Source organism: Acinetobacter sp. UC24323, assembly GCF_024151445.1.
Classification (GTDB): Bacteria; Pseudomonadota; Gammaproteobacteria; order Pseudomonadales; family Moraxellaceae; genus Acinetobacter; species Acinetobacter baumannii.
In genome coordinates, this window is the sequence record NZ_JAHIBY010000001.1 from 16569 (window position 1) to 29065 (window position 12497).

Below are 12497 nucleotides of genomic sequence, written 5' to 3' on the forward strand. Positions count from 1 at the left end.
GAGGTATAATTATTTAGGCACTGTAATCACAGAAAGTTTATCTACGCCTACACGTTCAATACTTGCCAATAATTTTGCAACTGTTCCATACGGTACGGTCTCATCAGCATTTAAGTTTAATGCTAATTTCGGGTTACTGCTTTTGCGTGACTTTATTTCTTGTTCAAAGTTCGCAAGTGTAACCTTATCTTTATCAAGGAATATTTCACCTTGTGGATTTACACTAATCACCACAGCTTTGTTTTGATCTGTCGATTGAGTTGGAGCCGCTTTGGGTAAGTTTACTTTCACCGTATTTGTTAACAAAGGAGCTGTCACAATGAATACAATAAGTAAGACCAACATGACATCGACTAGCGGCGTAATATTAATTTCACTGACGACATCGTCTTCTTGAGAGGTAGAAATTGCCATTATGCAAACACTCCTTTCTCTTTAACTTCTTTAGCAGAATTATCTTTAAGCGCCGTATTACCAGTCGTACCTTTTTTAGTAGTTGGTAGTTGGAATCCTGCTTTTTGATTCAGGCTCACGAAGTCCGTTGCAAAATCATCAAGATCTGCGCCAATTGTTTTTACTTTACGCACAAAGTAGTTATAGGCAAGTACCGCAGGTACAGCAACTGCAATACCAATACCCGTTGCAACCAGCGCTTCTCCAATTGGTCCTGCAACGACATCCATACTTGCATTACCTGAATGAGCAATCGCTTGTAATGCATGGATAATCCCAAATACTGTACCGAACAGACCAATGAATGGGGCGTTATTTCCAATAGAAGCCAGTAAAGCTGAACCTTTTTCTAATTGACGGCGTTCAGTTAGAACTTGCTTACTTAAATGGCGCTCTAATAAGTCCTGACGGCTCCAACTGTTTTGTAAATCTTGATGTGTCTTTTCATCTGCTTCAATTAAAGTCTGAAAACCAGTGTTAGCCACTCGCGCTGCTGGGCCTTCACCAAGTTCAGACTTAGTTACTGCATCTGATAAATTTTTTGCTTTCCAAAATTCTTCTACAAAAAGCTTACTTTGTTTTGTCGCTCGCTGCGTCTGGACCACCTTAACCACAATCAGTACCCAAGTCACAATTGAGAAAGCAACTAATAACCAGATTGTGCCGTCATGGATCAATGAATTAATATCTGACATGAAAATATCCTCTTAATTTAAATTTTATTTCGGTAATTGATAATGAATTGGAACATCGACCCAGCCTTCTATAGGGGTTTTCCCTTTTAGTGCAGGTGAAAATTTCCATTGCTTTACTGTTCTTACGGCAGCACTGTCTAGAAGTTTTTTGCCACTACTTTGCTTGACACTGACTGTATCTGGGCTGCCATTTGCTAATACTTTGACCCGTAAAATGACAGAGCCTTCCCAACCACGTTCTAAAGCTTGTTCAGGGTATTCAGGTGTAGGGTTACTGAGATATCCGGCATAACCTTTGGCTTCAGTCACAGGTAAATTGTCATCTGACGCTTTTACAGGCTCAGCCACTTTTTTAACCGGTTCTGCGACTACTTCTTTTGTGATCACTGGTTCTGCAACTTTTTGTGGAGTGGGTTGAGCCACGGCTTTTGCAACTGGCTTAGGTTGCTCCACACTTTTTTGGACAGGTTTGGGTTGTTCCACTTGTTTAGAAATTGGCTTGGGTTTTTCCACCACAGGTGGAACTTTTGGCTTTTCAGTAATCGGTGGAATTTTGGGTTCAATCACTTTAGGTGGTTCAACCGGTTTTACGATTTCAATCACCACAGGTTCGGGTTTATGAATATCTAAAGCTGGTGTCGGCAATTGTTTTGCAACATACCAAATTCCAAGATGTGCTGAAGCAACCGCAATAATTGCGATTAAGACTTTATTCAACTTCACTGGAGCAGGTTGAATAACATCTTGATCATGCCGTGCAAACGGATCTGCAATTTCAGTTGTGGCTGCAACTGTCGCAAATTGCTCAAAGAGCAAAGCCCGCTTATGGGGATTAAAGATTTGATCACGCATAAAAATTTAAACTAAAAATAAAAGATTAAGTAGTAAATTGCACAAGCCATGCCAAAACTATAAGTTATTATTTTTTATAAATTTAATTTTTGTTTTTTAAATGATTGATACAAAAGATGTTGGTTTTCAGACAGTGTTATGCTGTTCAAACAACAAGATCCCTTTGATATCGCAAAGGGATCTAAGTTTATTATTTTAATTTATATCCTACTAAGGGTAAGACTTCTTCAGCCACACGATATGCTTCTTCTAAATGCGGGTTACTGGCTAAAATAAAATGTCCCACCCCAATATCAATATATTCTTGCAAACGTTCTGCGACTTGCTCATAACTCCCGACTAAAATACAGTTTGGGCCACCTCGTACATTTGACATTCCCGCCCACACATTTGGACTCACAAATAAGTCTTCAAAACGGTTGCCCTGCACCAAAGCTTGCTGGCGCTTCACTCCTACAGATTCAGTGTCTTTGCGTTCAAAAGCATTACTATCGACAGCAATGGTTTCATACATTTGTTTAAGCTCTTGAAAGGCTTGTTCTTGGGTTGGGCGCGCTAAAATATCAATACGCATGCCAAATTTAACTTTTCGTTCCGGCGAATTCTGCTCAAAGAAATTTTGAGCCTGTTCGATCACTTTTTTCTGTTGGTCTACAGGTTCGCCCCAAGTTAAGTGGATATCTGCGTGACGTCCTGCGACTTGTAAAGCTGCATCGCTTGCACCTGCTAACCATAAACGTGGAACGTCATATTGATTCATTGGGTATTTCAGGCCACCTTGTTCAACATGGAAAAACTTTCCATCATAATTGAAAGGTGCATGGTGCGAATAACCTTTCACAAATTCTAAAAATTCATTGGTCCGTGCATAGCGTTGATCATGTTCAATAAAGTCCCCATATGCGCGTTGTTGTGCACCGCCTCCACCTGAAATCACATTCCACTCTACTCGTCCCTGACTTAAACGCTGCAAACTTGCAGCCATTTGACTTGCATAAGCAGGATGAATAAACCAAGGCTGAATTGCGATGAGCAAACGAAGTCTTTTAGTTTCTCTGGCCAATGCAGACGCTAACACCCATGGTTCTTCAGTATGTGGAAAAGCAGGAATGAGTGCGCCATGAAAACCAACAATATCGGCTGCTTTCGCTACTTGCTCGACATAGTCATAGTAAGCAAATAACTGATCTTCATGTTGCGGTGCAACACGTTGTGGAGATTGAACTGCTGGGGTTAATTGATTCCATTCACCGCGTGTGTGTAATTGATGTGCTCGACGACCATCCCCATGAACAGGGATTCTCCATAAAAACTCAACTGACATAATGAATCTCGATAATTTAAAGATTTGACGATATTTAATTCGTTATAAGTCTTATGAGCAGGAATCATGCCGTTATTTTTTTAAATTAATTTTTAGCTATACTACTGTTTTATATAAATATTAAAAAATCGAGTTTAAAAGCTGTGTTGATATTTCAACACTTAAACGCTAAAGAGTGTCCCAATCACAACACAACGGCGGCATTTAACCTCAATAATAATTATAAAAAATTATAATTTATTGATTTATTTAAGATAATTTTATTGGCGTGGTTCTTGCTCAATACTCATATATTTTTTAATTCTTATGATGATATGCGTATTTTTCCACGTCTAGTTTTAGGTTTTAGTTTTTTGGGTCTTGTTGCTTGTGGCGCACAAAAAACAGAAGAGACCACCCCAAAACAGTCTGAACAGCAACAACTCCGAATTGCTGTCGTTGCTAATGGCACTTCGGGTAGTTTGGACTTTATTGGTGTGCCACAACTCATTTCACAAGATCAAATTTTTCTAAAAGCATTAAAGCAAAATCACATTGAATTGAAATGGGAACCTGTGACCACTGCTGCTGTAGCAACTCTGGTTAATGAAAGTTTTCTAAATAATAAAATCGATTTTGCTTTTTATGGAAATCTTCCTGCTGTAGTCCTTAACGCAACAGGCGTTAAAACACAAATTGTTGTACCCGGAGGTATTGGTAATAACGTCTACCTTATCGTTCCAGAAAATTCACCTATTAAATCTATTGAGGAATTAAAAGGTAAAAAGATTGCATTACATCGTGGCCGCCCGTGGGAAATTAACTTTGGACAACTCATACAAAGTAAAGGATTAAGCTTAAAAGACTTTCAAATTGTGAATTTAAACCCGCAAGCTGGAGCTGCTGCTTTATCTGCCAAAAGTGTAGATGCCTTTTTTACCTTAAGCGATGCACTTACTTTACAAGATCGCCATTTGGGTAAAATTATTTGGTCATCACAATCTTTGCCCGCAGATTGGAAAATGCGTGCCGAACTCTGGGGGAGCAAAAGTTATATTGAGCAACATCCAGATACCACGCAATTACTTGCTGATGCGACAGTACGTGCAATGGATTGGATTGCGCACCATCAAGATGAGTTTCAGCAAAGTCAAACTAAGTTTGGCCAACCTCTTAGTGTGATTCAACGTGAAAGCCAGAATACGGCAAGCACATGGCAACAAGACTGGTCTCCAGACTATCAAGTCGACTTTTTGAAACAGCATTATTCAAAAGTCATTGATCACGCAGTGAAAAATCAGCTTATTCAAACTCCAATCAAAGCAGATGAACTGTTGAATCCGAAGTTTACCCGTCAAGCGATTCAAAATTTACAGACGAATCATGCTTCAAATAAGCAAGGAAACTAGACAATGAAAATACTAGTAAAGCCACTTATTGAGCAAAATAACGTTTTATTTAAAACCCCACTCCGTAAGAAATTTTCTTCTAAAAAGGTGTATGGGCTGCTCTCTGTGATTTCACCCTTATTAGTATTCCTCATTTGGCATTTGATTAGTTCTTTACAGATTTTCCCAACCCAAATTTTGGTGCCGCCTAAAACTGTCTGGAATACTTTCATTGCGTTGTTACAAAGTGGTGAGCTTCAAATGCATCTCAAAGATAGTCTTTCTCGTCTGTTTTTGGGATTTTCTATCGCAGCAATCAGTGCAATTGCTTTTGGTATTGCCTATGGAGCAAATACTCTCTTTCGTAATTACACCTATATTTTATTTAACGTTTTTTATCAAATTCCAATCTTTGTCCTTATTCCTATTTTTATTTTAGTTTTTGGGATTGGTGAATTATTTAAAATTTTACTGATTATTAAGGCCTGCTTTTTTCCAATAGCGTTAGCAACAGCCGATGCAGTCAAAAATATTCCCAAAAAATATATTGAACTAGGACAAATCTACCAGCTTAAAACACGAGCTTGGCTCAGGTTTATTATTCTTCCATCCATACTCCCGCCGTTAATTGGTGGACTACGAATTGCACTTGGTCGTGCATGGCTGATTTTAGTTGCTGTTGAACTACTGGCAGCTGGAACGGGTATTGGGCAAATGATGGAACTAGGACGTCAAATGTTGCGCTTAGATGTGGTGATGGTTGGTGTGTTTATCACAGGCGTGGTCGGGTTTGGTTTGGATAAAGTTTTACGTTTAGTGGAACAACGCTTTATCTCGCCTGCGCTTAGTTCGGGGGAGAAATAATGTCTCAGCGTTCATTTACTTTAAAACAGACATGGCAACGGCCAATCATTTTAGTACAAGGCTTAGTACTACCATTATTGTTATTAGGCTTATGGCAATACAACTCAAGCTTAGGTGCCAGTCATGCCTATGCATTTGTTCCTCTACAAAACATTTATTTCGCATATATCAAATTGCTTGAAACAGGTGAATTGTGGCTAAACACGTGGGGAAGTCTTAAAAAAGCTGGAATTGGATTTATCTTAGGTTCGATAAGCGGATTAATTTTAGGTACTTTGCTTGCCTATTCAAAAGTTTTAAATGCTTTAGTTTCTCCACTATTTAACAGTATTCGACAAGTTCCATTACTGGGTTTAACACCTTTAATTGCCTTATGGTTTGGTAATGGAGAAGAAGCAAAAATCTTTATTATCGCGCTTGCCTCATTTTTTCCATTAGTCATTAATACATTTCAGGGCCTTAGCCACAATGATGCAAAATACGATGAAATCGCACGTATTTATCAATTTTCATTCTGGCGCAAATTTAAAAAAATACGCCTTCCCCAAGCCCTGCCCCATATTTTAACTGGTCTAAATTTAGCTGTGCCCTTTACTTGGATCACCACTACAGCAAGTGAATTACTATTCAATGCAGGTGCAGGACTCGGCAACTTAATGATGAAAGCCGAGATTAACGCTGAAATGGATATTCTGTTGGTTTGCGCCATAACGGTTACCCTTTGTGGGGCCTTTATGACAGCAAGTATTCATCTTATTTCAAAACGTCTGCTGCAATGGCGTACCTAATTTGTCTTTTTAAAAAATATTGTTAGGAATTTATATGTCTTTCTCACTACTTTCTATTAAAAAACTCAATAAATCTTTTCAACGTGATCAAAATACTTTGACCGTTTTAGATGGGATTAACCTCAACATTGAGCAAGGCGAATTTATCTCGATTGTTGGTAGCAGTGGCTGTGGAAAATCAACACTATTACGTCTTATTGCTGGATTAGATCAAGACTATGACGGTGAAATTTTATTGAATCAAACCCAAATAAAAGGTACCGATTTAAAACGTGGTCTTATCTTTCAAGAACACCGATTACTTCCATGGCTTACTGTTTTTGAAAATATCCATTTAGCACTTGAAGAGACTCCACTCACTCGTGAAGAGAAAAATTTACGGGTAAATGAACATATTGAAATTGTCGGGCTGAAAGGTTTTGAAAAGGCTTATCCACATGAGCTTTCGGGTGGCATGGCGCAACGTGTTGCAATTGCCCGTGGACTCGTCAATAAACCCGATATTTTACTTTTGGATGAGCCTTTTGGTGCTTTAGATGCCATCACACGGAGTCACTTACAAGCTGAGCTTCAGCGTATCTGGCAACACGAAAAAATCACCATGATTTTAGTTACCCATGATATTGAAGAAGCTGTCTATCTTGGAGACCGTGTCATTGTGATGTCAGCCCGACCAGGAAAAATTAAAGAAATTATTCAAGTTCCGTTGACACATCCTCGACATAAAGAAAGTGAACTTTTATTTGGTTTCCGCAATCAGGCACTTAATATGCTAGATCACACAGCATAATTAATTTGAATATTGATCTATATTAATATGATTTAGAAAACAGATAATGTCGTGATATTAATATTCTTTACATTTAATTAATATAGGATAGAGAAAATGGGTTTATCTATTTGGCATATTTTACTGTTTGCAGTGATTGTTATTTTATTATTTGGAACTTCAAAGTTAAAAAACCTAGGTAAGGACTTAGGTGGTGCAATTAAAGATTTTAAAGATTCAGTTAATTCTGATGATCAAAAGTTATTGCAAAACCAACAATACAAAGATATTAGTCCAGTTGAATCACATAATGAAAAACAAAATAAAATATGAGTGATTTATTATTATGTTTAATATCAGTTTTGGAGAGTTATTAGCTTTTGCAATTATTGCGCTTATTATTTTAGGACCTGAAAAGCTTCCTCATACATTAAGATCAGTCCTCCTCAAATACAGAGCAGTTAAAAACCAAATTAGTAAAATTCAAAATGATATTGAAAACGAACTTGACCTGATCGAACTTAAGAGAGTCATGCAAGAAGAGCTGCAAAAAATAAAACAAAATGAAGAGCAGCTCAAACAACAACTCGCTCTTATGCAACAAGAAATTGAAAATGTACAAACATCTGTTTTTACGGAACAAAAAACCAAAGCACGGCGCATCAACGACTATATCTATACCCACTCACAAGATGAGTTAAAGACACCATTTTTAGCTCATTTTAAAACAGCCAATAAATTCAGTGAGGATCAAGCCGCATGACGGAACATATTGTCAGTGAAAGCCTCACTGAAATGAAATATAGCGAACATTTAAAAGAATTAAGAAAACGGCTGATCTATAGCATTGGTATTGTTTTAGCGATTTTTTTATTATTACTTCCGCTTGCTCAGAAGAACTACCATTTTCTTGCTTATCCTTTAATTTCATTACTTCCTAGCAATTCCACCATGATTGCAACAGATGTGATGAGTACTTTTTTAGCACCCTTTAAACTCAATATTTATTTTGCGATTTTATTAAGCATTCCCTTTATTCTTTATCAATTTTGGCAATTTGTAGCTCCAGCTCTTTATCAAAAAGAAAAAAGGTTCGGTATAGCACTTATGCTTTCGAGTAACCTTCTATTTTATTTAGGAATTGTGTTTGCCTATACTTTAATTTTGCCTCTCGCTTTAAAGTTTTTCGTCTTGGCATCGCCTGATAATGTGTTACCTATGACGGATATCAATAGCTATCTAGATTTTTGTTTAAAGCTTTTTCTTGCTTTTGGTCTGGCATTTCAAATTCCAGTTTTAACTTATATTCTTATTTTTATTGGTCTTATTTCTATTCAACAGCTAGAAGCACATCGTAAGCACATCATTGTATTCTTCTTTTTTATTGCAATGTTTATTACCCCTCCTGATGTTTTTAGCATGCTTGCTCTTGCAGTCCCAATGTGGTTGTTATTTGAATTGGGTTTATGGATCACAAAATTCACAACGCAAAAAAACATCCATTAAAAAATGGATGTTTTTTCTATATAAAACCCTTAAGCAATTTCATTTTCATTCTTATTAGGTAGTAAGTTATATCTTGATAAAAGATTACGTAAAACATTACGCGATAGGCCTAACATTTTTGCTGTCTTGACCTGATTGTTCCAGCAACTTGAAAATGCAGTATTTACTATTTTATCTTCAATAATATGCCATGCTTCCCCATCATATTCTTGAAAAAGACGCTTCAAAATACTTTCAAACTCTTGAATAAGATCATTGTCTGGTAACACGGCAGAACCCGTTTCCTCAGAAAATCTTAAATGCTCAAGATCAATTGTTTTACCGCCACTCACCAGCAAAGCATAGTGAATATTGTTTTCTAGCTCACGAATGTTGCCTGGCCAGCTATAGTTCAGCAGCGCATTTCTTGCTCTATCACTGATATTTGGCTTAGTCGTAATGAGCTTCTGAGAGTATGAACTTAAGAAGAAATCAACCAGAGGTAAAATATCTCCTTTACGTTCACGCAGTGGCAAAATATTAAGCACAACCACGTTCAAGCGATAATATAAATCGAGACGAAACTTATTTTCTGCTACCGCTTTACGTAGGTCAACGTGTGTCCCCGATAGAATACGGACATTAATTGGAATTGGTTTTCGACCACCCACGCGTACGACTTCTTTTTCTTGCAACACCCTTAACAGCTTAACTTGTAAGGATAGAGGCAACTCACCTACTTCATCTAAAAATAAAGTACCCCCATCGGCTGTTTCAAAAATACCAGCTCGAGTTTTGTTTGCACCCGTAAAAGCACCAGCTTCATAGCCAAACAGTTCAGACTCCGCAAGAGTCTCGACCAAAGCACCACAATTGACCGCAAGAAAAGGCTTATTTTTACGATCACTTTTCAAATGAATTTCGCGTGCAATTAACTCTTTACCTGTCCCAGACTCTCCTTGAATGATGACACTAGCAGAGCTTGGAGCAATCGTTTCAACTTGATTTAATAATTTACGGGAGTTCTGATCTGAAAAGATAATTGCTTTTGCTCTTATTGGTTTTACAGGAACACCATTATCAGGCAAAGTAATTACTTTATAATCATTATCTAAAAAGGTCTTCATAATTACCCCATAAAACTTATGATATAAGTATTCTAAAAGGCTATATTACATTTCAGTGTGTTTTTTAATAAATAACAAATAAATATATTTAATCCAAAATTCATCTAATTTATTCTGAAAATATTTTCTCTTATAAATTAAAAATAAACACAATCCTTTTTTTATGATATGTTGCTTCTCAAACACAATGTTGTGTTTTTGATTAAATCCAAACACTCTAAAAAATTATAATCCATTCCTATATTTGATTTATATAGGTATAAAGTTTGGCATTTATTTTGCTCATTCATTTAAAATCCACAAAATAGGTTTAATAATGAGCATCGAATTTGTAGGTATGGTTTTCCCTAACCAATGGTCTGAAACCAAAGGAACACGAATTGGCCATAAAATTGACCTTGAATATCTACGTTACCACGCACGGGCACATGAATATGCGGGTTTTGATAAAGTCTTAATTGCTAGCGGGCCAACCAGCCCAGACAGTGCACAAATCGCGGCATACCTTGCCCAACATACAGAACGTCTTGGATTTATGATTGCCCATCGTCCTGCACTCCTCACTCCAAATCTTGCTGCGCGTTCTTTTGCTACGCTTGACCATACTACAGGTGGTGGAAGAATCCGATTACATGCAATTACGGGAATTACAGCGGAGCCTCAAGAAGGTGATTATATTGTTGATAAAGTTCAGCGCTATGAACGGACGGGTGAATATCTAGATATCATCCAGAAACTTTGGAAAAGCGATCAACCGATTAGCTATGAAGGTAAATACTTTAAGTTAGATAATGCTTTTTGCCCTTTAAAGCCAGTCAACGGTACAATCCCGATTTCATTCGGTGGTTCATCAGACATTGCTTATGATATTGCAGTTCGCCATGCAGATCTCTATTCACTATGGGGTGAACCACTGGCTGGGGTAAAAGAGCAAATTACTAAGTTGAAGCTCGCAGCAGAAAAAGCCAATAAACCGCAGCCTCCTGTTAGTTTATCTGTACGTCTTATTATTGGTGCAACCGAAAAACTTGCTTGGCAACGAGCAGAACAGATTCTTGCAGATATTCAAAATAATCCAACTTTTCAAAATAATGGCACATTATCTGGACATAAAATCAAAGGCATTGGTTCACAGCGCTTATTGGCAGCAGCCCAGCAAGGTGATCGACATGACCGCGCATTATGGATGCCAACCGCAACTGCTGTAGGAGCCTATGGTGATACGACTGCCCTAGTTGGTACGCCAGACACCATTATTGCTTCATTACTCGATTATGTGGATTTAGGGGTGACGACTTTCTTAAATCGGGGCTACGATCCGATCTATGATACGGTCGATTATGGTCGTTATATTATCCCCGCTGTACGTGAAGAGGCAGCCAAAAGATTAAAACAAATCGCTTAAATATTTAAAGCAAAAGCCGCTCATTCAATATCTTTGAAGAGCGGCTTTTTTAATAAAGATTTTCTTTAGTGAGAAAATCTTTAGTCCATCTTTTATTGCAAGTCAGGTTTACAAATAGCCTGAATTTTCTCTCCCGCAATCACCTTTTTAGCAAACGGAATTGAATCTTTTAAGGAAGCATTAACAGTTTCGCTATGTCCTAAGCCATGATACAAATGACCTTCGACCACTGTACCTGCTTTACAAGCATCTGCCACCAGCTTCATTTGAGAACGAGCATCTGGAGTTCGGTCATTTGCCCCTGTCCCAATAAATAATGGATGACTAATTTTTAATGTAGGGTAATAACCATAATCATTTGACTGTTTCTCTTGCAGTTTTTTATAGCTTGCCGGCGGATTAGGTTTATATGCTTGTGCTGGCGAAAGCCCTGCGGTTTGAATATCTCCCATAAAACTTGTTAAGCAGGCATTTCTTGCTTGTTCAACTAAAGGAGCAGCTTCAGGCGTGAAAATATCGTCTGTTTTAATTTCTGGATATAAACTTTGTGTCACTAAAAAACTATAGATGCCATAAGCCAGTGATGGGCTGACTTCGTAAGGATTTAACTTTAACTGATTTTTTTCAGGCGTCGCTTCAGGATCTTGATAAATCACGCCCGTACCAATTGAACCCTTAATATTTAAGTCAGGTGCGTACGTTGCCGAGTAGGAAGAAGCCGCAACAGCCCCAGCGCCTCCTTGTGATTGGCCAACAATCACAAACTTATTCGCAAGTGGTAACTTGGTTTTTAAAGCAGCTCTACCACTATCTAAAATACTATAAGCCAGCATGGGGTTATTAATTAACAAGTGTGGTCCTGCAACACCTAACCCTTCGTAATCTGTGGCAACGACAGCAAAACCTTCTTTAAGCCAACGATTTAAATATTGTACATCTCGGTATGATCGTCCACTCCAAGACGGCGCACAAGCATCGGCCAAACCTACAGTACCATGTGCCCATAACACCACTGGCCAACCTTCTTTCGGCGGCGTTCCTTTTGGTAAGTGAATACTTCCTGAAACCACGATAGGTGTTTTGCTATCTTTACCACTGGTAGAACTGTAGAGAATCCGAATAGCCTGACTGTCATTTGCCAAACGAATATAAGGATTATGAATCGCTTCTGTTTTTAATAATTTTCCTGCCTGTTCAGGAATAGCTGATTTCCATGTATAAAACTCGGAAACTCGGCCATCTCCATATTTATCTTCTGGCGTTGGAGCTTTTTGAGCGGTGGCCAAACAACTTGAAGTTAACATCGTTGTGATTAAAGAAAACTTGCATAAAGTTGATAAAAAAGTATGTTGCATTGTTATTTACCTT

14 protein-coding genes are annotated in these 12497 nt (G+C 37.9%); 8 read left to right on the forward strand and 6 right to left on the reverse strand.

Annotated features, from left to right (window positions below):
* Nucleotides 1-9: 9 nt before the first annotated feature.
* From KNQ97_RS00060 to KNQ97_RS00075, 4 genes are all read right to left on the reverse strand, one after another.
* On the reverse strand, nt 10-414 hold the full coding sequence (locus KNQ97_RS00060; protein WP_001018517.1) for a biopolymer transporter ExbD: 405 nt from the start codon (nt 412-414) through the stop codon (nt 10-12).
* Nucleotides 414-1148, reverse strand: coding sequence for a MotA/TolQ/ExbB proton channel family protein (locus KNQ97_RS00065; RefSeq protein ID WP_253611630.1), 735 nt, complete (start codon nt 1146-1148; stop codon nt 414-416). Before KNQ97_RS00065 ends, KNQ97_RS00060 begins: the two co-directional genes overlap by 1 nt.
* 24 nt (nt 1149-1172) lie before the next feature.
* Nucleotides 1173-2000: an energy transducer TonB gene (locus tag KNQ97_RS00070; RefSeq protein WP_103236512.1), complete on the reverse strand. Its 828-nt coding sequence runs from the start codon at nt 1998-2000 to the stop codon at nt 1173-1175.
* 190 nt (nt 2001-2190) lie between these two features.
* Nucleotides 2191-3324, reverse strand: coding sequence for an LLM class flavin-dependent oxidoreductase (locus KNQ97_RS00075; protein ID WP_253611631.1), 1134 nt, complete (start codon nt 3322-3324; stop codon nt 2191-2193).
* Between the two features lie 314 nt (nt 3325-3638).
* On the opposite strand from KNQ97_RS00075, the gene KNQ97_RS00080 reads away from it, so the two are divergent.
* The 7 genes from KNQ97_RS00080 to tatC all read left to right on the forward strand — a co-directional run bounded on the left by KNQ97_RS00080 (nt 3639) and on the right by tatC (nt 8618).
* A complete protein-coding gene (locus KNQ97_RS00080; protein ID WP_004701586.1) occupies nt 3639-4712 on the forward strand; it encodes an ABC transporter substrate-binding protein in 1074 nt (357 codons plus the stop codon).
* 3 nt (nt 4713-4715) lie between these two features.
* Entirely contained in the window at nt 4716-5555 is an 840-nt protein-coding gene (locus KNQ97_RS00085) for an ABC transporter permease (protein WP_057076285.1), read from the forward strand.
* A complete protein-coding gene (locus tag KNQ97_RS00090) occupies nt 5555-6343 on the forward strand; it encodes an ABC transporter permease (RefSeq protein WP_253611632.1) in 789 nt (262 codons plus the stop codon). Before KNQ97_RS00085 ends, KNQ97_RS00090 begins: the two co-directional genes overlap by 1 nt.
* Before the next feature lie 19 nt (nt 6344-6362).
* Nucleotides 6363-7133, forward strand: a complete 771-nt coding sequence (locus KNQ97_RS00095) for an ABC transporter ATP-binding protein (protein WP_253611633.1) — start codon at nt 6363-6365, stop codon at nt 7131-7133.
* A 96-nt stretch (nt 7134-7229) separates the two neighbouring features.
* Nucleotides 7230-7445, forward strand: a complete 216-nt coding sequence (locus tag KNQ97_RS00100; protein ID WP_005040670.1) for a Sec-independent protein translocase subunit TatA — start codon at nt 7230-7232, stop codon at nt 7443-7445.
* Nucleotides 7446-7458: 13 nt separating this feature from the next.
* The gene (tatB, locus tag KNQ97_RS00105; RefSeq protein ID WP_031965290.1) at nt 7459-7875 is read left to right on the forward strand and encodes a Sec-independent protein translocase protein TatB; all 417 of its coding nucleotides are present in this window, start codon (nt 7459-7461) and stop codon (nt 7873-7875) included.
* A complete protein-coding gene (gene tatC, locus KNQ97_RS00110) occupies nt 7872-8618 on the forward strand; it encodes a twin-arginine translocase subunit TatC (protein WP_005131906.1) in 747 nt (248 codons plus the stop codon). The genes tatB and tatC overlap by 4 nt, the downstream gene beginning before the upstream one ends.
* A gap of 29 nt (nt 8619-8647) precedes the next feature.
* Here tatC and KNQ97_RS00115 read toward each other — a convergent pair whose 3' ends face one another.
* Nucleotides 8648-9724 (reverse strand): sigma-54-dependent Fis family transcriptional regulator, encoded by a 1077-nt coding sequence (locus KNQ97_RS00115; RefSeq protein WP_000846949.1) that lies wholly within the window; start codon nt 9722-9724, stop codon nt 8648-8650.
* Nucleotides 9725-10040: 316 nt separating this feature from the next.
* On the opposite strand from KNQ97_RS00115, the gene KNQ97_RS00120 reads away from it, so the two are divergent.
* Nucleotides 10041-11129, forward strand: coding sequence for an LLM class flavin-dependent oxidoreductase (locus tag KNQ97_RS00120; protein ID WP_253611634.1), 1089 nt, complete (start codon nt 10041-10043; stop codon nt 11127-11129).
* 92 nt (nt 11130-11221) lie between these two features.
* Here the strand turns inward: KNQ97_RS00120 and KNQ97_RS00125 are convergent, their stop codons facing one another.
* Nucleotides 11222-12433 (reverse strand): lipase family protein, encoded by a 1212-nt coding sequence (locus KNQ97_RS00125; RefSeq protein WP_081039298.1) that lies wholly within the window; start codon nt 12431-12433, stop codon nt 11222-11224.
* Between the last annotated feature and the right edge of the window lie 64 nt (nt 12434-12497).